Source organism: Acinetobacter sp. CFCC 11171, from assembly GCF_003268405.1.
Taxonomy (GTDB): Bacteria; Pseudomonadota; Gammaproteobacteria; order Pseudomonadales; family Moraxellaceae; genus Acinetobacter; species Acinetobacter amyesii.
The window spans coordinates 1-20883 of sequence record NZ_LQXP01000035.1; the positions used below are offsets into that span (position 1 = coordinate 1).

22 protein-coding genes and 2 pseudogenes are annotated in these 20883 nt (G+C 41.2%); 10 read left to right on the top strand and 14 right to left on the bottom strand.

Annotated features, from left to right (window positions below; all coding sequences use genetic code 11):
• Positions 1-131: 131 nt before the first annotated feature.
• Entirely contained in the window at positions 132-476 is a 345-nt protein-coding gene (locus tag AVJ20_RS14330) for a hypothetical protein (RefSeq protein WP_228157220.1), read from the top strand.
• Between the two features lie 129 nt (positions 477-605).
• On the opposite strand, the gene AVJ20_RS14335 is transcribed toward AVJ20_RS14330, so the two are convergent.
• Entirely contained in the window at positions 606-944 is a 339-nt protein-coding gene (locus AVJ20_RS14335) for a DMT family protein (protein WP_078189529.1), read from the bottom strand.
• A 273-nt stretch (positions 945-1217) separates the two neighbouring features.
• Between AVJ20_RS14335 and mpl the strand changes: the two genes are divergently transcribed.
• The gene (gene mpl / locus AVJ20_RS14340; protein WP_111885701.1) at positions 1218-2582 is read left to right on the top strand and encodes a UDP-N-acetylmuramate:L-alanyl-gamma-D-glutamyl-meso-diaminopimelate ligase; all 1365 of its coding nucleotides are present in this window, start codon (positions 1218-1220) and stop codon (positions 2580-2582) included.
• Positions 2583-2643: 61 nt separating this feature from the next.
• On the opposite strand, the gene AVJ20_RS14345 is transcribed toward mpl, so the two are convergent.
• The 4 genes and pseudogenes from AVJ20_RS14345 to AVJ20_RS14360 all read right to left on the bottom strand — a co-directional run bounded on the left by AVJ20_RS14345 (position 2644) and on the right by AVJ20_RS14360 (position 4631).
• On the bottom strand, positions 2644-3114 hold the full coding sequence (locus tag AVJ20_RS14345; protein ID WP_111885702.1) for a BLUF domain-containing protein: 471 nt from the start codon (positions 3112-3114) through the stop codon (positions 2644-2646).
• Positions 3115-3274: 160 nt separating this feature from the next.
• Positions 3275-3460, bottom strand: coding sequence for a hypothetical protein (locus AVJ20_RS18385; protein ID WP_162689776.1), 186 nt, complete (start codon positions 3458-3460; stop codon positions 3275-3277).
• Positions 3461-3715: 255 nt separating this feature from the next.
• Positions 3716-4000: a GNAT family N-acetyltransferase gene (locus AVJ20_RS14355; RefSeq protein ID WP_111885720.1), complete on the bottom strand. Its 285-nt coding sequence runs from the start codon at positions 3998-4000 to the stop codon at positions 3716-3718.
• A 350-nt stretch (positions 4001-4350) separates the two neighbouring features.
• Positions 4351-4631, bottom strand: a pseudogene (locus AVJ20_RS14360) (GNAT family N-acetyltransferase).
• A gap of 157 nt (positions 4632-4788) precedes the next feature.
• Between AVJ20_RS14360 and AVJ20_RS14365 the strand changes: the two are divergent.
• On the top strand, positions 4789-5982 hold the full coding sequence (locus tag AVJ20_RS14365; protein ID WP_111885704.1) for a sugar transporter: 1194 nt from the start codon (positions 4789-4791) through the stop codon (positions 5980-5982).
• Positions 5983-6284: 302 nt separating this feature from the next.
• On the top strand, positions 6285-7250 hold the full coding sequence (locus AVJ20_RS14370; protein WP_078189519.1) for a TerC family protein: 966 nt from the start codon (positions 6285-6287) through the stop codon (positions 7248-7250).
• Positions 7251-7314: 64 nt separating this feature from the next.
• Here AVJ20_RS14370 and AVJ20_RS14375 read toward each other — a convergent pair.
• Positions 7315-7778, bottom strand: a pseudogene (locus AVJ20_RS14375) (nucleotidyltransferase family protein).
• A gap of 380 nt (positions 7779-8158) precedes the next feature.
• On the opposite strand from AVJ20_RS14375, the gene guaD reads away from it, so the two are divergent.
• From guaD to AVJ20_RS14390, 3 genes are all read left to right on the top strand, one after another.
• Positions 8159-9475: a guanine deaminase gene (gene guaD, locus AVJ20_RS14380; protein ID WP_111885705.1), complete on the top strand. Its 1317-nt coding sequence runs from the start codon at positions 8159-8161 to the stop codon at positions 9473-9475.
• 225 nt (positions 9476-9700) lie between these two features.
• On the top strand, positions 9701-10228 hold the full coding sequence (gene hpt / locus AVJ20_RS14385) for a hypoxanthine phosphoribosyltransferase (RefSeq protein ID WP_078194457.1): 528 nt from the start codon (positions 9701-9703) through the stop codon (positions 10226-10228).
• A gap of 179 nt (positions 10229-10407) precedes the next feature.
• Positions 10408-10665: a GlsB/YeaQ/YmgE family stress response membrane protein gene (locus tag AVJ20_RS14390; protein ID WP_078189516.1), complete on the top strand. Its 258-nt coding sequence runs from the start codon at positions 10408-10410 to the stop codon at positions 10663-10665.
• Positions 10666-10741: 76 nt separating this feature from the next.
• Here the strand turns inward: AVJ20_RS14390 and AVJ20_RS14395 are convergent, their stop codons facing one another.
• Positions 10742-11440: a DsbC family protein gene (locus tag AVJ20_RS14395; protein WP_111885721.1), complete on the bottom strand. Its 699-nt coding sequence runs from the start codon at positions 11438-11440 to the stop codon at positions 10742-10744.
• Positions 11441-11556: 116 nt separating this feature from the next.
• Positions 11557-12555, bottom strand: a complete 999-nt coding sequence (gene dmeF, locus AVJ20_RS14400) for a CDF family Co(II)/Ni(II) efflux transporter DmeF (RefSeq protein WP_111885706.1) — start codon at positions 12553-12555, stop codon at positions 11557-11559.
• Between the two features lie 56 nt (positions 12556-12611).
• Between dmeF and AVJ20_RS14405 the strand changes: the two genes are divergently transcribed.
• Both AVJ20_RS14405 and AVJ20_RS14410 read left to right on the top strand, forming a co-directional pair.
• The gene (locus AVJ20_RS14405; protein WP_111885722.1) at positions 12612-12878 is read left to right on the top strand and encodes a metal/formaldehyde-sensitive transcriptional repressor; all 267 of its coding nucleotides are present in this window, start codon (positions 12612-12614) and stop codon (positions 12876-12878) included.
• 115 nt (positions 12879-12993) lie between these two features.
• Positions 12994-14175 (top strand): MFS transporter, encoded by a 1182-nt coding sequence (locus tag AVJ20_RS14410; protein ID WP_228157221.1) that lies wholly within the window; start codon positions 12994-12996, stop codon positions 14173-14175.
• 62 nt (positions 14176-14237) lie between these two features.
• Here AVJ20_RS14410 and AVJ20_RS14415 read toward each other — a convergent pair whose 3' ends face one another.
• The 6 genes from AVJ20_RS14415 to rpmH form a co-directional block, all read right to left on the bottom strand.
• Positions 14238-14618 carry a hypothetical protein gene (locus tag AVJ20_RS14415; protein ID WP_111885708.1) on the bottom strand — a complete coding sequence of 127 codons (381 nt, stop codon included), beginning with the start codon at positions 14616-14618 and terminating at the stop codon, positions 14238-14240.
• A gap of 24 nt (positions 14619-14642) precedes the next feature.
• Positions 14643-15998 carry a tRNA uridine-5-carboxymethylaminomethyl(34) synthesis GTPase MnmE gene (mnmE, locus tag AVJ20_RS14420; protein WP_111885709.1) on the bottom strand — a complete coding sequence of 452 codons (1356 nt, stop codon included), beginning with the start codon at positions 15996-15998 and terminating at the stop codon, positions 14643-14645.
• A gap of 92 nt (positions 15999-16090) precedes the next feature.
• Positions 16091-17857, bottom strand: a complete 1767-nt coding sequence (gene yidC / locus AVJ20_RS14425; protein WP_078194451.1) for a membrane protein insertase YidC — start codon at positions 17855-17857, stop codon at positions 16091-16093.
• A gap of 5 nt (positions 17858-17862) precedes the next feature.
• Positions 17863-18183 carry a membrane protein insertion efficiency factor YidD gene (yidD, locus tag AVJ20_RS14430; RefSeq protein WP_111885710.1) on the bottom strand — a complete coding sequence of 107 codons (321 nt, stop codon included), beginning with the start codon at positions 18181-18183 and terminating at the stop codon, positions 17863-17865.
• 9 nt (positions 18184-18192) lie between these two features.
• On the bottom strand, positions 18193-18585 hold the full coding sequence (gene rnpA, locus AVJ20_RS14435; RefSeq protein ID WP_078189509.1) for a ribonuclease P protein component: 393 nt from the start codon (positions 18583-18585) through the stop codon (positions 18193-18195).
• Positions 18586-18616: 31 nt separating this feature from the next.
• Positions 18617-18751 carry a 50S ribosomal protein L34 gene (gene rpmH / locus AVJ20_RS14440; RefSeq protein ID WP_000831329.1) on the bottom strand — a complete coding sequence of 45 codons (135 nt, stop codon included), beginning with the start codon at positions 18749-18751 and terminating at the stop codon, positions 18617-18619.
• A gap of 659 nt (positions 18752-19410) precedes the next feature.
• Here rpmH and dnaA point away from each other — a divergent pair.
• Positions 19411-20796, top strand: coding sequence for a chromosomal replication initiator protein DnaA (gene dnaA, locus AVJ20_RS14445; protein WP_111885711.1), 1386 nt, complete (start codon positions 19411-19413; stop codon positions 20794-20796).
• Positions 20797-20883 lie beyond the last annotated feature (87 nt).

Below are 20883 nucleotides of genomic sequence, written 5' to 3' on the forward strand. Positions count from 1 at the left end.
AAGCTCCATTTGATAAAATTTAACGGTTGTCTTTAAAGAGAAAACTCCATAATATTTTTATAAAATTCTTTTTATTTTTTTCAATTTTATAAAAACTTTTATTAAATCAATATTTATAAGACACTTTAAAGATGAAACAGATCTTCATCCTGCTCACTTTAGCCTTAAGCTCTCAGAGTTTTGCCCAACTGGTTCAACTCAATACCAGCCAATTTGAAATAGAATTTAACCTCTTACAGAAACAAAAAGGCTATAACAGCCAGATTAAGAGTAATGGCTACATCCACGAAAAATTTTTAGTCACTGGCAAATCGATCATTGATGAACGTGAGTCGTTCAAGATGACAGGCTATTACAAAGCAGATGATGGCCGTGATAACATGTATTCAATTTCAGAATATCGTGTGTATTGTGATGACCAAAGCTTTGGTTTTGCACTCATGGACTTTGAAGCAGACGGTCAAAGACTGTACTAACCAATGAGAGTGATTATGCCTTTGACTATGAAGATCCCACTCCACGAGACCGTGAGTTTAGTAAAGTCCTCAAAAATGCCTGCAAACACGCCTCACTTAAATGATCAGAGCCATGCAGCATTGGATCAGTTAAGCACTGCGAAACACGAAATAGACACATCCAAAAAGGCATAAACCTGCCCACAAATAGTCCAACTTAAAGGGTTGTTTAAAAAGGAAAATCATAAATGGAACGAAGACCAATAGCGTCACGACTTCTTGTGTGATTTTCATTTGACCCAATGACCACCCATGTTTGGCCAACAGTCGCGTTGCTGGAATCATAAAACTATATTCGAGTAACGCGATCGCCCATCCAAATAAAATCGCTTGCCAAAGCGGTGCATCATGTAAAAACTTCAAATGCCCATACCAGGCCAAAGTCATAAAACAGTTGGAAATAATCAATAAAAACAGGGCAAGTGACATAAGCAATCAAGATCGCAAAAAATTGCGCATATTGTACGTTTTTCATCACGATTTCGCGCCTATTTTCCGTGTTTTATCCTCAAGAAAATTGCGTACATTTGATCAGTTACGAGCTCAATCTTTTTGCACGATCTCATACAAAAAAATCTATCTTTTCCCTAAGACCCTTGCTATGGTTGCTCTCAAATGAAATTAACTTTTTCAACCAAATCTATAATGACAACACCACAATAACAAAGTGATGTGTCGATAAAAGCAGTGGAGTTAGAACGAATGCATCTGCATATCTTGGGTATTTGTGGCACCTTTATGGGTTCATTGGCGCTCTTGGCGCGCGATTTAGGACATAAGGTCACGGGTTCAGACCAAAACGTTTACCCACCAATGTCTACCCAATTGGAAAATGCAGGCATTACCTTAATGCAAGGCTATGACCGTAGCCATCTTCAACCACATCCAGATCTCGTGATTGTCGGCAATGCTATGAAACGTGGTATTGATGCTGTGGAATACATGTTGAACGAAGGCCTGCCTTATATTTCTGGCCCACAGTTCCTTGCAGACCACGTCCTACAAGGCAAACATGTGTTAGGTGTTGCAGGCACACATGGTAAAACCACAACCACAACCATGCTGGCGTGGGTGCTCGATCAAGCAGGTTTAAATCCAGGCTTCTTGATTGGCGGCGTACCTTTAGGCTTTAGTGAAAGTGCACGTTTAGGCGGTGGTCAATATTTCTGTGTAGAAGCCGATGAATACGATTCCGCATTCTTCGATAAACGTTCTAAGTTTGTGCATTACCATCCTAAAACAGCAATTTTAAATAACCTTGAATTTGACCATGCCGATATCTTCGATGACTTGGCGGCGATTCAAAAGCAATTCCATCATCTGGTTCGTACTATTCCAAGTGAAGGCCGTATCATTGCGCCCATCACTGAAACAAATATTGATGAAGTCTTGGAAATGGGCTGCTGGACACCTGTCGTGCGTACATCTTTAGATGCCAATGACAAATCTGAATTGTATGCAGAACAATTGTCTGCTGACGGTTCACATTTCAAAGTGCTACAGCATGGTGTTGTGAAAGGCGAAGTCAAATGGAATATGACTGGGCAACACAGTGTAGCCAATGCTTTGGCAACCATTGCTGCGGCTGAACATGTCGGTGTTTCGATTGAAATGGCGTGTGAAGCGCTTTCAAACTTTGGCGGTGTCAAACGTCGTATGGAGCTTTTGGGCACAGTCCGTGGCATTGAAGTTTATGACGACTTTGCACATCACCCAACGGCGATTGATACCACGTTAGAAGGTGCGCGTAAGCGTCTGGGTCAACGTAAGCTTTGGGCGGTGATCGAGCCACGTTCTAATACCATGCGCATGGGTAGCCATAAAGATGGCCTTGCACATTCTGCACGCTTAGCGGATGAAGTGATTTGGTATCAACCTGAAGGTTTGGATTGGGATCTACAACCCGTGATTGAAGCTGCTGCGAATAAAGCTGTCGTGGCACGTTCACTGGATGACATCATCCAAACCATCGTAAGCGAGGCAGGCGAGGGCGATGCTGTGGTGATTATGTCGAATGGCGGTTTTGGTGGTTTACATCAGAAGTTGATCAGTGCATTAAAAGCCTAAACCCACTAGATAAAATAAAAAAAAGCCCGCTGCGCGGGCTTTTTTTTTATTCACACTCAGCTTAAAAATAATGCTGATAGCCTCGGTTTTTATAGCCTAAATCCAGCTTAACCGGCTGTTCAACATTCTCTAATCTTAACAATGTCGTTAAAAACGCCTGAATTTGTTCTAGATTGAGCACGTCGGGTTGAAAGCTTGAATATCCAAAGCGCTGAAACAAACTAGCAATTTCACTATGTCGGTTGACATATTTCATCGACCATTTTGAAAAATCGATTTGATCAATATTTTGATCAGGATAACGCACAATATCCCTATGGCGAGTATCTTTCGTAATATGCTGAAAAAGCTGTTCGAGAGCCGCTTGCTCACCTTGCAGGCATTGGAAGAACCGGCCTTCGGCATAGTACAGCACGCCAAAAATACGCTGTTCGTTATTGAAGCTGCGGGCTCTTACCAAAATATCACTTAAATCTTGTATTAAATCAAATTGTTGTTCTACACGTGTACTGGCATAACAGAGTTGTATCATTGTGTTTATTCTTAAAGTATTTGCACGATTTTAACGTAGAAAGCGCTACAGGATGAGTAAATATTTGTATATTTTTTAATCAAATGTGCTTTTTAACTTACAACACAAAACCAAGATCACGTATACCGATATCACCTTCATTTTTTTAAACTTATACATATTAAAACAATGAAACGATTCCTCTTTGAGGATGAATATAGAGGTCTCCCATGCTCAAAAATTTATTCATATTTTTATCGATCACTTGTGTATATTTTGCTGCCTTAATCATCCTGAATAATTTTGGCATTTCAGATTTTTTAAATGTCGTGATTTGCTCGCTTATCTTAGGAATAACACTGCGCACCGTGATTCCTCACTATCTTATTTATTTACTGATGATGATGACCATTGGCAGTATTTATTTTGTGCTGAATGATTTTGCTTTATTAAATATCATGTGTTTAAGCTTGGTTTTAGGAATATTGATCTGCTCAATTTTGTTCCAATTGTGGCCACATATCGTCAAAACACCATCAACGCTGTTGAAACTCAAGCTCAATTGAGCACAACGCAGTTTTTAAATTTTCATACTGATAAAACGCCCGCATCGCGGGCTTTTTTAGGCTTGAATATCGGCTAATGTCTTGTCTCGGCGAAACATCACCTCTACATAAGAACAGGTTGGGATAATTTTTAAGTGTTTGTCACGAGCAAATTCCACCAAATGATCCAATAACACACGAGCAACCCCTTGCCCACGTAAGGAATCATCTACCCACGTGTGATTTGCCACAATAGTGTGTTCATCACGCCATAAGTAACTCATTTCTGCGAGGCGTATACCCTCAGCATTTAACTGAAAAAATTCACCTTTTTGACCGTTATCTTGATGTTGCATAGTCACTGTTTTTTCTTCCTTTTTATGAAAAAATACACCGTGTAACAAACGAGAAAGTGATCGGTACAGAACTTAAACGACCTATATTCAACTGTAGGTGATAATAAATCCGTACACCTTTCACATTAATTAAAAAACAATTAAATCACACTTGCCGGATATTTTTATTATGGACCTTTATCTTGTCGCCATCTTTGTATTACTCATTGCTGCAGCATGCTTGGTTGTATCGCTGTATAAATCACGATCTTAATTCAATTTCACAATTAGATTTCAAATAAAAGAACAGCCTGATCGCAATACGATCAGGCTGTTTTTATTTATCCAAATGATTAATCTACATCACGCTGTACAATTTAGCGTAGAACATCACGAATCGATTCATCTTTATCAAATACAGATTTTGCAAAGGGCAGAGTGGAATAATTTTCACGTTCTTTTCCCGAGCAAAATTCACTGCTGCATCGAGGAGATGTCGTCCAACACCTTGTCCTCGCAAGCTATCACTGACATCGGTATGATCAATAATAAATTTATCATCGCCTGCCCATGAGTAAGTCATCTCTGCCAAACGCTCCCCATCTTGCTCAACAAATAAAGCTCCTTTTTTTTGATCATCATCTTGTTGTACAAACATCTTAAATTTCCTCCATTTTTTTATAAATTGGCATGTAATGCAGGTCAACTCTGTTGTTTTTGTATTAATTTAAACCGCATGTACAGGGCTTAAATCGGTTCCTGCTTGTGTATACAGCATAGTAAAATATGCCACTTTTTTTTATTTGAAGACACTCATGTCTGCCTCTCCCTCCGAAACGGCTTTTTCTGGCTCTTGGACGGCTGTGATTGCTTTGGCTTTCGCAGCATTTATTTTTAATACCACTGAATTTGTACCTGTCGCGTTGCTCAGCGATATTGGCAAAACCTTTAGCTTAGCCGCAACCGATGTCGGTATCATGATTACGCTGTATGCATGGGTGGTTGCGCCGATTTCTTTGCCGATCATGTTATTGACCAAAAATATTGAACGTCGCTCGCTCCTGATTTGTTTATTTATAGTGTTTATTATCAGCCATGTTCTGTCGTATTTCGCATGGAGCTTTAATACCTTATTGCTCAGTCGAATCGGCATTGCCTTCTCACATGCACTTTTTTGGTCAATTACCGCATCACTGGCAGTTCGTGTTGCGCCGAAAGGCAAAGAATTTCAGGCCTTGGGTCTTTTAGCCACAGGCACAGCTTTGGCAATGGTTCTCGGTATTCCGTTTGGGCGGATGGTTGGAGAAGCCTATGGTTGGCGAAATACCTTTGCTCTGATTGGCATTGGCGCCAGTATCGTTTGCCTGATTTTAGCCAAAACGCTGCCAATACTGCCGAGTTTGAACTCTGGCTCGCTGAGCAGCCTAAAACAGTTTATTCGTCGTCCAAGCTTAATGATGGTGTTTGTATTAACCATTATCGTGATTAGTGCGCAATTTACTGCATATAGCTATATCGAGCCGTTTTCACTTAACATTGCTGCGTTCAGCTCCATGCAAACCACAGCCTTGTTATTAATCTTTGGTGCAGCAGGCTTTCTGGGATCTTATCTCTTTGGGAAATTTGGTGGGAAATATCCCAAAGTTGCGATTCCTTTGAGTACAGCCACACTAGCTTTATCGATGCTGCTGTTGCTTCCTGTTTCTTTGAGTTTTGCAGGTGTAAGTGCAGTGTGCTTATTGTGGGGCATGAGTATCATTGGATTTAGTCTCGCATTACAGTCAAAGACACTACATCTCGCATCCGACGCCACCGATGTCGCCATGGCTATCTATTCAGGACTTTATAATGTCGGGATTGGCGGTGGTGCACTCTTGGGCGGTATCGTCAGCGTTCATTTCGGTTTGAGTTATATTGGTGTGATCGGAGGAATCATCGCCGTGATCGGCACACTTTTAGCCTTAGCGTTAGTACACCGTGGTGATTTTAACCCTCGTGTGGCACATTAAATGAATTCGCAAATTGCCGATTGCACTTTGTACTAAAAACTGTCATGCTTTGCCGCATATTTGGACAGTGTCCAAAACAAAATTTGAACAAGGGGAGTAGCCTCCTCCAAACGTAAACCTTGTTTTACGTGTCAGAATATCGTCATTACACTTTGCAAAAAGTCGGTATCTGAGCATCGCTGCTGAAAATCATTACAGTACGATGTAGGCAAGACCTTGATCATGTTGTCTCAGGCGTTTTATTTCGTCTGGCAACTGGTCGAGGTTTTTTTATGGCTGGTTGTTAGATGTGGAGAATACACATGGAAACGATTGGCTCTTTATGGCTATATCTGGCATTTTTCGGTTTAGTCACCATCATGCTACTCATCGACTTTTTAGGCTTTAAAAATAACAAAGGCCAAGAAATCAAAGTCAAAACCGCTGCCTATTGGAGTATTGCATGGGTCTCTGTGGCTACCTTATTCGGTGGTGCATTGTGGCTCTATTTACAGCAAACCGCTGGTGTCGCTGTTGCAAACACCAAAGTCATGGAATATTTCGCTGGTTATCTGCTCGAGAAATCACTCGCAATTGATAACGTTTTTGTCTGGCTCATGATCTTTGCTGCCTTTGCCATTCCACCTGCTTTGCAGCGTAAACTGTTACTCTACGGTGTCCTTGGTGCAATTGTGCTGCGTACCATCTTTATTTTTATTGGGGCATGGTTCGTTCAAGAATTCTCTTGGGTACTGTACTTCTTCGGTGCGTTCTTGGTGTATACCGGCTTTAAATTCCTTAAGGGTTCAGACGAAGACGACAAAGATATCGAAGATATGGCGATTTTGAAGTGGCTACGTAAACACATGCGTATTACTCCTCAAATGCATGAAGATAAATTCTTCGTTCGTCAAAATGGTGTCTTGTGGGCAACGCCGCTCTTTTTAGTGTTGATCTTGGTTGAAGCATCGGACGTGATTTTTGCGGTTGACTCAATCCCAGCAATCTTTGCGGTTACCTCTGACCCATTCATTGTACTGACGGCAAACTTGATGGCGATTTTGGGTCTACGTGCCATGTTCTTCCTCTTGTCTGGTGCTGCATCGAAAATGCATTACTTACCGTATGGTCTAGGCATTATCCTAGTGTTTATTGGCGCTAAGATGCTGTTGCTCGATGTGTTCCACATGCCAATTTGGATTTCACTCGGCTTTATTGTGGTGACCTTAACCATCACTGCGTGGTTATCGATCCGACACAGCAAGAAGTACCACGAAACCACGTTATAAAACACTTAGATGAATAAAAGCCTTCTTTCGAGAAGGCTTTTTTATTCTGCAACGAAAATTTGGACTAAGCTTCAGGCATCATCAAGAGTTTGAGTTTCGGCCAGCGGTGTAAAAATTGTTTTTGCTGCACACGCTGCAAAAAAGTCGCCTGACTGACTAAACGTGGGTTCCAGCGGACATTTAATTCAAATAAATCATCTAAGCCCAAAGGAGCAATCAGCTGTATTTGCTGTTGATCATCCAATTTAACAGCGATGGCAGTGGCAGTTTCTGGCCACAACGATAGGGCATGCTCAATCGACTTGAGCGCCTGTATTTGCTCGCCATTTTCCAAGCGATACCACTGGTGTACTGTCGCTTGTTGGTAACATCCCAATGAATGTGAGGAAAATCCAACTGCATCTGCTGTTGAATCCTTTGACCCTGTGTTCCATCATCATGTTCCGCATAATAAATCACATCCACTTCTGTGCCTTCCAGTGCATAGTGTTGTTGATGTCGCTGTGACCAAATCAAATTACGAACCACACCTGCAGCCAAATAAGCCTGTGTATCTATGGCATACAGGGTATGTAAAATCTACATGATACCTTGATGCTGAAGCAGGTTATGCTTTAATTGGTCTGAATAGCTCATGTTCACTAAAGGGTTCATTATCGTTTTTTAAAGGGCGCTCTTGAGATCAATATAGCAAGCGCTGCACCTGTTAGTCTTTATTCATTCATCGATGCAGTGTACACGGCTCAATGCTTTTGTATTATTCAAATCAAATACAATGAACAAAAAAACAGAATCACTTATAAACAACTGTTCTATTTTTTAGAACACATTTTCACAATTACTCTAACGGTATTTTGAACCAAATTGGGCTACAATCAACCGAAAAAATTCTAAACTGCAGGTATGTCATGTCTTCTGTTATCGCATCTACAGCGATCCGTGGTCGCTTTCTAGATATTCAGAATACAGTTGCCCAAGCACGTGAAATTCACGACCAAGTGCGCTATTTCGAAGATGGTTTGCTAATTACGCAAGCCGGAAAAATTCAATGGTTCGGTCCATGGTCTGAGGGCCAACACCATCTCCCAGATCAGGTTGAAGTACAGCATTATTCCGATCAATTGATTGTTCCGGGTTTCATCGATACCCATATTCATTATCCACAAACGGAAATGATGGGGGCTTATGGTGAACAGCTACTGGAATGGCTCGATACCTATACCTTTCCAACTGAAATCCAATTTGAAGATCCGGCTTATGCAGAGCAAATTGCACAGTTCTTTGTAAACGAGTTACTCAAAAACGGAACCACAACAGCTCTTGTTTTTTGTACCGTTCATCCACAATCGGTCGATGCTTTATTTAAAGCTGCAGAACAGCATCAGATGCGCTTAATTGCCGGTAAGGTCATGATGGATCGACATGCCCCTGAAGCATTATGTGACACCGCGGAGAGTGGCTATAACGACTCCAAAGCACTCATCGAAAAGTGGCATGGCAAGGGCCGTAACCTGTATGCCATCACGCCTCGCTTTGCCCCAACCTCAACGCCTGAACAATTGGCACGGGCAGGGGAGCTAAAAGCCGAGTATCCTGATGTTTATGTGCATACGCATTTGAGTGAAAATAAAAATGAAATCGCGTGGGTCAAATCATTATTCCCTGAGCAAAACGGCTATTTGGACGTTTATCATCATTATGGTCTGACCGGATCACGTTCCGTGTTTGCGCACTGCGTGCATTTGGAAGATGCCGAGTGGGAGTGTATGCATCAGACCAACTCTGCAATCGCGTTTTGTCCAACCTCGAACTTGTTCCTAGGCAGTGGTTTATTTCCATTAAAGAAAACATGGGAAAAACAGGTGAAAGTCGGCTTAGGCACAGACATTGGCGCAGGCACCTCATTTAACCAACTACAAACCATCAATGAAGCCTACAAAGTTCAACAACTTCAAGGCGATAAACTGTCCGCATTTGAAGCACTGTACCATGCCACTTTAGGGGGAGCAAAAGCCTTAGATCTAGAGGACAAACTTGGAAACTTTGATTTGGGCAAAGAAGCAGATTTTGTGGTGCTCGATTTAAATGCCACGGCTTTACAAGCCTTACGTCAACAACGTGCCAAAAATCTGGAAGATGCTTTATTTGCCCTCATGCTGATGGGTGATGATCGTAATATCCATGCCACCTATGTGTTTGGACAATGTGCGTATGTCAAAGCATAAAACGGCTCGACCGAGACGAAAAACAGCGTTGAAAATTGGACTGATTGCCGTCGCTTGTTTGTGCTTACTCAAGCGTGACAGCACTTCCAAGAAAAACTGATTACATTTTCAACGGCAAAAAAGATGCATCTGCGAGCCAGATGTATTAAAATTGGTTCATCTTTAGAGGTGTTGCAAGTCAACACCTTTTTTATTTTTTTGATTTGCTTTTTTAGGTATCTACCCATGTCTGTTCAAATGAGCGTACTGATTTCCACTGAAGAAATTCAAGCTAAAGTGAAAGAGCTTGGCGCAAAAATTGATGCACACTATGCTAACAGCGACAAAGAGTTGGTGTTAATCGGTCTTTTACGCGGTTCTGTTATTTTTATGGCTGACCTTTGCCGCGCAATTTCAAAACCGCATGAACTCGACTTCATGACCGTTTCAAGTTATGGCGGTGGGACCGTATCTACTCGTGATGTTAAAATCTTAAAAGATTTAGACGGCGACATTAAAGATAAAGATGTCTTGGTGGTTGAAGATATTATCGATTCAGGAAATACCTTAAGCAAAGTTTTAGAAATTTTACAGACGCGCAATCCAAATTCAATCGAGCTTTGTACTTTGGTTAGCAAGCCTTCACGTCGTGAGATTGAACTCGAAGTGAAATTTTTAGGTTTTGAAGTCGAAGATAAATTTATCGTGGGTTATGGTCTGGACTATGATCAAAAATATCGTCATATTCCATTTATTGGCGAAATTGGTCTCTAAGTAAGATCACATACTTAAGAGTGGCCGAAGGCCACTTTTTTTTTATTTTTTTGGCTATTTTGAACAAAAAAACAACAGTTTTTTGCATGTTTAGGCTATAGCTCAGCGCAGTTTTGATTAAAGATAAAGATTGAACATGTCGTAAAAAACAAATACATGATAACAAAAGGAGAGTTACTATGTGGTCACTCATTGTTGCGATTGTTGTTGGTTTTATTGCGGGTTTAATTGCACGTGCGATCCATCCTGGAGATGACAAAGCCGGTTTCATCATGACCACCATTCTCGGGATAGCAGGTTCCTTACTTGCGACCTATGGCGGACGTTTATTAGGTCTGTATGGAGAAAATTCTGCTGCAGGATTTATCGCTTCCGTCATTGGTGCGATCATCGTGTTGTTTATCTATAACCTTGTAACGAAAAAAACCCGCGTCTAATTTTTATAGCACCATTAAAATACCCGCCTATAGACGGGTATTTTTTTTATATTTTATTCATGCCGTACAGCTGAAATTATTTGATCTCTTTTAACATCGATTCTAATTCAGCAGCAGGGTAAGCACCAGTTAAGATCGAACCGTTGGCAAAAACGATTCCCGGTGTACCACCTAGTTTTAAGCTTTTAGCTAATATTAAATTTCGATCAATCGGGTTTGCACAACTTTTCGCTGACTTCGGTTGAATTCCCTTATTGATTAAATTATCCCAGGCCATAGCAGGGTTTGACTCACAAAAAATCTGCTTCGATGGCGCCAACGACTGCGGTTTTATCGCTGTGACAAAAGTATAAATGGTCACATCATTGAGTTTTGCCAGTTCTACTTCAAGCTTCTTACAATATGGGCAATTTGGGTCAGAAAAGATCGCGATTTGGCCCTTTCCATTTCCCCTGACTGTTTTAATCGCATCTTTTAATGGGAGTTTATTCCACTCAGTTTTTTTCTGACTGAGGATCAATTGTTTGGTCAGATTTTTTTGATCTTTTAAACGGATCATAGATCCTGCAATCACATAATCCGCATTTTCACTCAAATACAAAACTTGATCTTCAATAAAACCGCTATATATGCCCGGCATTTCGGTACTTTGAATATTTTCAATTTTTAAACTGGGGTGCTTTTCTGCCAAGAGCTTTTGAACGTGTGCTGCATCTGCCAAAGCAAAAGTCGAAAGGGTGGTACTCAACGCCAACGCACATATTTTTTTCAACATAGACCGAACAACTTCAACATTTAATTGATTCAGCATTCTAAGCCTTAACACTTGAAAGTCTTGGGCTTTTTTCAGTTCATTACGCAATAGCTACATGCCGTTTCACGTGGAACATATTAAGCTGCATCAGGTGAATTAATTTCAACAGACACATGTACAATTTCTTCATGAATCGACAGCGCTTGACGCACTTCATCTGCACTCAATGCCTGACTTGTTTCTAAAGCCACAATACATGAAAACTGACCTTTACCCACTTTCCATACATGTAAATCAGTTACATCGACGTCGACAGGTAATTGCATTAAAACCTCTCGAATCTCATCAACGACAGGGTGATCCATTTCCGCATCCAGTAATGTTTGTCCAGTTTCTTTCATCAGCCCAATGGCCCACTTACCAACAAGTACCGCACCAGCAATCCCCAATAGCGCATCTAAAAATCCCCAGCCCATCCATTTTCCAGCAAATAAAGCCACAATGGCCAACACTGAAGTCACCGCATCAGCAACTACATGCATGAAGGCTGCTTTCTGATTGAGATCGTGATGATGATCATGCTGCTCCTCATGGCTTTGATGGTGATGGTGATGGTGATGGTGATGGTGATGGTGATGGTGATGGTGATGGTGATGGTGATGGTGATGGTGATGGTGATGGTGATGGTCATCATGCAATAACCAAGCACAGATCAAGTTCACCATTAGACCTAAAATCGCAATAGGGATTGCTTCGTTATAATGAATTTGGACCGGGTTGAATAAGCGTTCCACCGAATGAAAGGCCATAAATGCAGCAACGACCATCAATAATATCGCGCTGCTATAGCCCGCTAAAATTTCAATTTTCCAAGTCCCAAAGCTAAAACGAGCGTCTTGGGCATAGTGGCGTGCCGCACGATAGGCAAAATAAGCCAAGCCTAATGCCAACATATGTGAACTCATATGCCAGCCATCTGCCAATAATGCCATCGAATTAAAAATCCATCCGCCAATGACTTCTAACAACATCATGACTGCCGTTAAAATGGTGGCAATTAAGATCCGTTTTTGTGCGAGTGGATTACCTTCATCAAATTGATGATGATGAATTCGGATGGATGGGGAAGTTTTCATTAGGTTCTATGCTTAAATATACTCCCCCATAGTATATTTATTTTCGGGAGAAAGTGTTGAGTCATTTACATCAGGACAAAAAGATTTTAAATCGGGTTAAACGTCTACAAGGTCAGGTCAATGCGGTCGAACTGGCTTTACAGCAACCCAAAGCAGGGTGTATCGAGGTTTTACAACAGGTTGCAGCCATCAAAGGTGCTGTAAATGGATTAATGAATGAACTCATCGAAGCACATTTACGCCATCATGTATTGCCTCAAGATGTTGAAATCAATGAAGTAGAACTGGAAGAATTTGTAAAACTGCTTAAACGCTATGGATAAAGTTACATCTGTGATTTGACCATGGAAAACAATCGGCATTAAACTGAGCCCATATTTCCTTCTTTCTCATGCAGCACAATATTGACCCTATTGGCTGTACCTCTGCGACTTTAAAATGACCACATCTCCCTCTTGGCGACCGTTCATCATGGTGAGCCTTGCACTCTGTATGGGCACTATTGGTACAGCGCTAGCTAGTCCTCTGTATCCCATTTATCAGCAACTTTGGGGACTGCTGCCGAGTCATATCACCTATATCTTTGTTGCCTACATGTTTGGTTGCCTAGCGACCTTGCTGTTTTTAGGTCGTACCAGTAATAGTTTTGGTTTTTTAAGAACCCTGCAAATCGGTATGGCGTGCATCATCTTAGGTTTAAGCTTGTCGGTGTTTGCCAGTAATGCGCTGTGGTTATCTATCGGGCGCTTTATTATCGGGATTGCCTCGGGTTTAATTAGTACTTCAGCCATGCTGGGCTTGGTCTATACCATTCCTGAACAGCATAAAAATAATGCACCGCAGCTGAGTTCAATCATTACCGTGATTGGTTTTGGTCTTGGCCCATTTATTGGTGGGGTGATTGCCCAATTTTCGGAACAACCTTTAGTCACCCCTTATATCCCTGTGATCTTTGGTGGTTCGGCGTGTTTAATAGGGTTATTTTTTATTCGCACACCGAATTTTGAGCCACAGCCTTTTTCAGTGGCACCACATTTGGAATTGCCTGAAAAGCGTGATCATTCACGATTTTATATCGCCGGACTGACTGCCTTTTGTGCATTTGGCTCCTTCAGCTTATTTGCATCACTCGCACCCTCTTTCGTTAAAGATGCAATCCCATGGCATGGCCCTTTGGTCAGTGGTAGTGCCATTGCAAGTATCTTGCTGGTTTCCGCTGTCGTGCAATTTATGGCGAAATCGATTCCTTCTGCAAAATGTGTAAATACCGGCTTAATGGTATTAATACTGAGCTATGCGCTCCTTGCGCTATGTATGACCCAACACTGGAGTGCATTGTTTTTTATTAGCGATATTCTAGTCGGTGTAGGGCATGGCCTGGGGCTTTTAGGCGCATTTGGCTTAGTTCATCAAATGACCAACAATCAAAACCGTGCTGCGGTGATCTCGACCTATTTATTTATTGGATATCTAGGCACCATTATTCCAATTATTGCAGCCGGCTATTTATCTGATCATTTTGGTTTAATCACAGGGGTACTGGGCTTTTGTATTGGTGTCGGCTTGCTGTGTTTATATTTACTGTATCAAAATTTATCGATGAAGAAATTTACAGTATGAAACCCTTAGATACGATTAATTTTCTTCTCTATACATCCATGCCTGTTCAGGAGGAATTTCATCTATTTGATCCTGAATGTAAAAATCAAATTTTTAGTTTTTGATATTGCGGTCATTTTTTTATAGTCAACCTGCATTTCAGGATCTTCTTCCCATTGTTTTAAAAAGGATTCTTTGGGATTCTGTTTGGTTGTTACATGAAAATAAACCACACCACCATCAGATGTTTGTGGATCATGGTTGCCATCTAAAGATAAAATTTTGACATGAATAAAATATGCTTTTAATTCAGAATTTGTATCTTTAGTAGCGTTAGCAAGATTAGGATCTATATCCATTTGATGCTGAGTTTGTATCTGTGTTGATGTTGCAACATCATCAACAGAAGTTAAAGCCGCTTCCTCCTGAGAACAAGCGGCAAGCATCCATGCAAAACAAATCATGATTTTTTCATATTTTTAGCGCATTTATTTACCAATACAAAACGATCCGAAGATCTTGCCGAGTAAATCATCCGCACTGAAATCGCCCGTAATTTCACCTAAGGCATTTTGCGCCAAACGTAGAGATTCAGCCACCAACTCACCCGCATGATAAACCACCAACTGCTCACGTGCTTCTGCAAGATAGCGCTGAGTGCGCTTCATTGCGTCTAAATGGCGTGTTCGAGCAATAAAGGTATCTTCCTCTGGTTGAAAGCCTGCATGCGCTGTAATCGCATCAATAAGCGCTTGAACGCCAGTTTCTTGTTTAGCCGAAACGCGAATATGTCGAAAACCGTTTAAATCGGTCATTTCCGCGGTAGATCCCGTCAAATCGCATTTATTACCAATTAACATCAAACGCTTCGGTTCAATATGATCGGCAAAGTACGCTTGAGCCAATTGTAGTGGATCTTCGCCCTGACTTAAGTCATAGACCAAAAGTAACAAGTCAGCTTGCTCAATTTCTTTAATTGCGCGACGAATCCCTTCTTTTTCGACGATATCACCAGTTTCACGTAAACCTGCGGTATCGGTCAAAGTAATCGGCAAACCATTGAGGCTGATTTTTTCATGTAAAACATCACGTGTTGTACCCGCAATATCCGTCACAATCGCACGTTCAACACCCGCTAAAGCATTGAGTAGTGATGACTTACCTGCATTGGGTTTACCTGCAATCACCACTTGTAAACCTTCACGTAGTAACTGACCTTGACGAGCAGACTGCTGTACAGCATGGACCGAGCTTGCCACTTCATCCAATAAGCCCAAAATCTTACCATCCGCCAAAAAGTCGATTTCTTCTTCAGGAAAATCAATCGCTGCTTCCACATGCAAACGCAAATGGATAAGTTTTTCTAGCACCGTATTGACCTTGCTCGAAAAAGCACCTTGTAATGAACGTACCGCAGAACGCGCAGCAGCTTGTGAGGTGGCATCAATCAGGTCGGCAATCGCCTCGGCTTGCACCAAGTCCATTTTGCCATTTTCAAAGGCTCGCATTGAAAATTCGCCCGCTTTTGCAGCAATAGCACCCAATTCAAGTAACCGTGCCAATAATGCATTTTGAATAACGGGGCCGCCATGACCTTGAAGCTCCACCACATCTTCACCCGTAAAAGAGTGCGGATTTGGAAAGCAAATCACCAAACCTTCATCCATGATTTCATTCGATGCATCATAAAACTTACGGAAACCAGCAAAACGTGCTTCTGGTAAGGATTGCTGCGTTAATGCTTCTGCAATGGCATAAGATTTGGGACCAGACAGGCGAATCACGCCGACACCACCACGACCCGGCGGTGTGGCAATTGCTGCGATGGTGGTTCGGTTTAACATAAAATTTACCTAAAAATTTTCAAACGACAGATAAAGAAAAATCCGCCTAAGATTACCATCTTAAGCGGATTTATTCAGCCCATCAGCAATGCTTAGTTTGCTGAGTCAGCTGCTTCACGTTTTAAACGTTCTTTTTCAACAGATTTGTTAATCAAACCTTGTTGAAGAATAGTAATACTGTTGTTACAGATCCAGTAAAGCACAAGGCCCGCAGGGAAGAACAACATAAATACCGTAAAGATCACTGGCATGATTTTGAAGACTTTCGCCTGCATTGGATCAGCCGGTTGTGGGTTCAAACTTTGCTGAATAAACATGGTTAAGCCCATTAATAGCGGCAAAATAAACCACGGATCCATCGCAGATAAATCTTGAATCCAACCTAACCATGGCGCATGACGAAGTTCAACAGACTCCATCAATACCCAGTACAAAGCAAGGAAGATCGGCATTTGGAGCAATAACGGCAAGCAACCTGATAGTGGGTTCACTTGCTCACGTTTATACAATGCCATCATTTCTTGCGAGAAGCGCATACGGTCTTCACCGAACTCTTCTTTCATGCGTTGCATTTCAGGTGCAATCACACGCATTTTCGCCATAGAGCGGTAGCTCTTCGACGACAATGGCCATAAGATCAGTTTCACCAGAATGGTCAATAGAATAATTGACCAACCCCAGTTACCCACTAAACCGTGGAAAAACTCAAGACCGACAAACAATAATTTCGCAATAGGCCATAACCAACCGTAGTCTACAGTTTGGTTTAAACCAACTGCCAATTCTTTTAATTCAGATTGGATTTTTGGACCTGAATAGAACGTTGCATCTACTTCTGCCACTGTTCCTGCAGGAACATTAATTGCAGGTGATGTGAACTGAATGATGTTCATATCATCAGTAGATTTACGTGACTCAAGTTTCGCAGCATACGGTTGACCATTGGCTTGCGTTAATTTGATCTGTCCAGGAATCCACGCGCTCACGAAGTAATGCTGAACCATTGCAACCCAACCGCCAGTTGCTTCAACATTCAATTTTTCTTCATTAAAGTTAGCAAATTTAAGCTTGTTGTAATGTTCTTCAGGCGAACCCCATGCACCACCAAGGAATGTACCTAAAGTGAAAATACCTTGATCAGATTTACCCGGATCTTCAGAGTTGTCGCGTTTAAGCTGACCAAACATCTGACCTTGCCAGTTCTGAGCACTGCGGTTCACGATTTTATGATTCACGACAACAGGGTATTCACCTTCAGTGAAGTTAAAGGTTTTAATAACCTCTACTCCATCTGCTGTTTTATAAACCATTGGTACTGACAAAACTTTTGCTGTTTGGCCATCTTTACCCTTCACAGCTTTTGCGTCATTTAACGTATATGAAGATTTTTCAATCTCATAGGTTGGACGTCCTTTCGGATTACTATCAGGGCCATTAAGACCAATTAAGCCAGACTGAGCAACATAAGTCCGTTTTGCATCGCTTTCAAGCATTACAAATGGTTCGTCGCTGTCTTTATTTTTGTCATGATTGAGTAATTCAATACGAACAATATCGCCACCCTTTGGATTAATCCAAAGATGGTAAAGGTCAGTTTGTACTGAAATTAACTGTTGACTAACAGGTGCAGTGGCATCTGTTGTTTGTTGTGTAGCAGCATTATTTGCTTGCGGCACATCAGTAGCAGCCGTAGCTGTCTGGCCATTTGGCAAATCGGCAGATACTTCATGCGTTACCACCGCAGCATTTTGCTGAGGTTTTTGTTCCGCATGTCCATAATCTTTCTGCCAAGCCAAAATGAGCAAATATGCGACAACAAACATGGCCCCTAGAATTGCAATCCTGGCCCATTGTTGCATAGGTATTACCCCAAGTGGTTAGAGTGATTTTGGTTCAATAAACGTTCACGAAAGGGTACAGCAACGTGACGCGTTTGAGAATCTATTTGCTGAAATGAAATAAAACGAATTGCTTTTGATGGAACAGGATCATAGCCTGAACCGCCCCAAGGATGACAACGGCAAATACGCTGAACAGCTAGACACACTCCACGTACAGCACCATGTTGATGGACTGCTTCCAAAGAATATTGAGAACATGTTGGAATATAACGACAGCGTGGTCCCAATAAAGGACTAATCGCAATCTGATAGAAACGAATGAGCCAATGCAGTAAACGAACCATTGGTCATCTCTACGCTTGTGGGGAGGTAGCTATTTTTTTATGCTTATTTGCAAGGCGCTGCAATTTTTGCCAAGCAAATTGTAATTGCTGATGCAACTCTGCATTCGGTACCGCCTCTATGCCCATTTTTGGCATAACGACAATATCTAATACATTAGACTGCTGTTGATGCAGGCGAAAACTTTCGCGTGCAAGTCGTTTTACTCGATTTCTTTCATGTGCGCGGCGCACTTTTTTCTTAGCAACAACAATACCCAAACGGCTATTCGGCTGTTCGGAGATTTTTGCTAGAAATAAGAAATGGGGTTGATGCACTTTAAAAAGCGCACCATCGAACACACTTTTATAATCGGCAGCACAGTGTATTCGCACATCTGTGCTAAAGCCGTAAAGTGTTGTCATAACACCCAAGTCTTGACAGTCTTAACTGAAATTAAACAGTTAAGCTGTGACGACCTTTTGCACGACGACGCGCTAATACTTGACGGCCAGCTTTAGTAGCCATGCGAGCACGGAAACCATGAACGCGTTTACGTTTCAACTCAGAAGGTTGGAAAGTACGTTTCATATCGAAACTCCAAAAATGATCTTTCAGTAAAGGTTCGCGATTTTAGTGCTCATTGCTTGAGCTGTCAATGAAAAACACGCTTTCTTTCAAAATCTAGGCTGTGATATATCAAGATAGTATAAGGATTAGAAATCAGTCAGAAAGTTTTAAATTAAAATACCCACAAACTAAATCATTGTATATATTAATTATTTAAGTTATCTTCAAGTTTACTCACAGATTTATCCACAATCTCAAATTTGTCAATTGGTTTTTATGAATTTAAATTTGAATTTAAACTAACCATCAAGTTATCCCCAGAATGGGTCGATCTTATAAATAAATTCAAATTTTAAAATTTAAATTTATTACTATTAGTGTTGATATTTTCTGTGGAAAACGCATTTTTAGATTTAAAAAACAAATAATTACATTGTGGATAACGATGTTTTTATAATTTTGATAGTTTGTGGATAACTTTGTGCTACAATTTATCCACAGCTTGCGGATAAACTTATCCACACGTGATTTAAATTTAAATTTAAACTCAATTTGCGTTTTTTTGATCGATTTCGACTGATTTGTTCATGACAGATGTGGATAAGATGGTTAGAATGGCTGCCCGCTAAGGCGGGGTTGAGTTATTTTTTTCGTACAATGGACTGAAATAGGGGTTTCACATGCTTTGGACAGACTGCTTAACTCGCTTGCGACAAGAGCTTTCAGGAAATGTCTATACAATGTGGATACGCCCACTAGTGGCAGAAGATGCAGGTGATAGTCTAAAACTCTATGCACCGAATCCGTATTGGACACGCTATATTCAAGAGCACCATTTAGAACTGATCTCTATTTTAGCGGAACAGTTGTCTGAAGGTCGGGTACGTAAAGTCGAGATTTTGGTTGATTCACGGCCTGGTGCAATTTTATCTGCAGCTGAACAACCTGCAACAACCACCGCAGCATTAGAGTCAACGCCGCAAGTGTCTGCACCGAATCGTCCTAAAAAAGAAAAAGAAGAGACGTCTTCAAAAAATAACCGTAAGCGTCAGCTTAACCCATTATTTACCTTTTCCTTGTTTGTTGAAGGCCGTTCCAATCAGATGGCGGCAGAAACCTGTCGTAAAGTACTTACACAACCCGGTGCTTCACAACATAATCCCTTATTTTTGTATGGGCCGACAGGTTTAGGTAAAACCCACTTAATGCAAGCAGTGGGTAATGCATTATTGCAAGCGAAGCCGAATGCACGTGTGATGTACATGACGGCTGAAAGTTTTGTACAAGACTTTGTGAGCTCGTTACAGCAAGGTAAGGTCGAAGAATTTAAGAAAAACTGTCGTTCGTTAGATTTGTTATTGGTGGATGATATTCATTTGTTAGCGGGTAAAGAGGCCAGCTTGGTTGAGTTTTTCTATACCTTCAACGCGTTATTAGATGAATCTAAGCAAATCATTTTAACCTCAGATCGTTATCCAAAAGAACTGACTGAGTTGGATCCACGTTTGGTTTCACGTTTTTCGTGGGGCTTATCGGTGGGTGTTGAACCACCAGATATCGAAACTCGTATTGAAATTTTACTGAAAAAAGCGGAAAGCAATGGCGTGGAACTTCCACGTAATTGTGCGCTGTTTATTGCTCAACAAGTGGTTGCCAATGTTCGTGAACTAGAAGGTGCGCTGAATAAAGTTGTAGCCATTTCTCGTTTTAAAGGTACCCCAATCGATCTAGATGTGGTGCGTGAATCATTAAAAGATGTGTTGGCGATTCGTGCACGTACTATTAGTACTGAAAATATTCAGCGTGTGGTGAGTGAATATTTCCGTATTCCACTCAAAGAATTGGTTGGCCCAAAACGTACACGTATTTATGCACGTCCACGTCAGTTGGCTATGGGGCTAGCACGTGAGCTGACAGGGGATAGTTTCCCTGAAATTGGTATGGCTTTTGGTAACCGTGACCACAGTACTGTGATGCATGCCTGTGAAAAAGTACAAAGCCTGCGTGAAGAAGATCCAATCTTCAATGAGGACTATAAAAACTTGCAACGTCTGCTGCAAAGTTAAGTCTTTTTGTTCAAATTCTGTTCTTGCAATGCGGTATATTCTGCCGCATAGTACACTGCTAAAAAATTAATTTATTTTGTCTGTCTT

Excerpts from the sequence above, each read along its gene's own strand:
- hpt (WP_078194457.1), top strand. The coding sequence starts at position 9,701 with ATGTCTGTTCAAATGAGCGTACTGATTTCCACTGAAGAAATTCAAGCT.
- mnmE (WP_111885709.1), bottom strand. The coding sequence starts at position 15,998 with ATGTTAAACCGAACCACCATCGCAGCAATTGCCACACCGCCGGGTCGT.
- mpl (WP_111885701.1), top strand. The coding sequence starts at position 1,218 with ATGCATCTGCATATCTTGGGTATTTGTGGCACCTTTATGGGTTCATTG.
- AVJ20_RS14335 (WP_078189529.1), bottom strand. The coding sequence starts at position 944 with ATGTCACTTGCCCTGTTTTTATTGATTATTTCCAACTGTTTTATGACT.
- guaD (WP_111885705.1), top strand. The coding sequence starts at position 8,159 with ATGTCTTCTGTTATCGCATCTACAGCGATCCGTGGTCGCTTTCTAGAT.
- AVJ20_RS14395 (WP_111885721.1), bottom strand. The coding sequence starts at position 11,440 with ATGTTGAAAAAAATATGTGCGTTGGCGTTGAGTACCACCCTTTCGACT.
- yidD (WP_111885710.1), bottom strand. The coding sequence starts at position 18,183 with ATGGTTCGTTTACTGCATTGGCTCATTCGTTTCTATCAGATTGCGATT.
- dnaA (WP_111885711.1), top strand. The coding sequence starts at position 19,411 with ATGCTTTGGACAGACTGCTTAACTCGCTTGCGACAAGAGCTTTCAGGA.
- AVJ20_RS14390 (WP_078189516.1), top strand. The coding sequence starts at position 10,408 with ATGTGGTCACTCATTGTTGCGATTGTTGTTGGTTTTATTGCGGGTTTA.
- rpmH (WP_000831329.1), bottom strand. The coding sequence starts at position 18,751 with ATGAAACGTACTTTCCAACCTTCTGAGTTGAAACGTAAACGCGTTCAT.
- AVJ20_RS14370 (WP_078189519.1), top strand. The coding sequence starts at position 6,285 with ATGGAAACGATTGGCTCTTTATGGCTATATCTGGCATTTTTCGGTTTA.
- AVJ20_RS14365 (WP_111885704.1), top strand. The coding sequence starts at position 4,789 with ATGTCTGCCTCTCCCTCCGAAACGGCTTTTTCTGGCTCTTGGACGGCT.
- AVJ20_RS14415 (WP_111885708.1), bottom strand. The coding sequence starts at position 14,618 with ATGATTTGTTTTGCATGGATGCTTGCCGCTTGTTCTCAGGAGGAAGCG.
- dmeF (WP_111885706.1), bottom strand. The coding sequence starts at position 12,555 with ATGAAAACTTCCCCATCCATCCGAATTCATCATCATCAATTTGATGAA.
- AVJ20_RS14345 (WP_111885702.1), bottom strand. The coding sequence starts at position 3,114 with ATGATACAACTCTGTTATGCCAGTACACGTGTAGAACAACAATTTGAT.
- yidC (WP_078194451.1), bottom strand. The coding sequence starts at position 17,857 with ATGCAACAATGGGCCAGGATTGCAATTCTAGGGGCCATGTTTGTTGTC.
- rnpA (WP_078189509.1), bottom strand. The coding sequence starts at position 18,585 with ATGACAACACTTTACGGCTTTAGCACAGATGTGCGAATACACTGTGCT.
- AVJ20_RS14410 (WP_228157221.1), top strand. The coding sequence starts at position 12,994 with ATGACCACATCTCCCTCTTGGCGACCGTTCATCATGGTGAGCCTTGCA.
- AVJ20_RS14330 (WP_228157220.1), top strand. The coding sequence starts at position 132 with ATGAAACAGATCTTCATCCTGCTCACTTTAGCCTTAAGCTCTCAGAGT.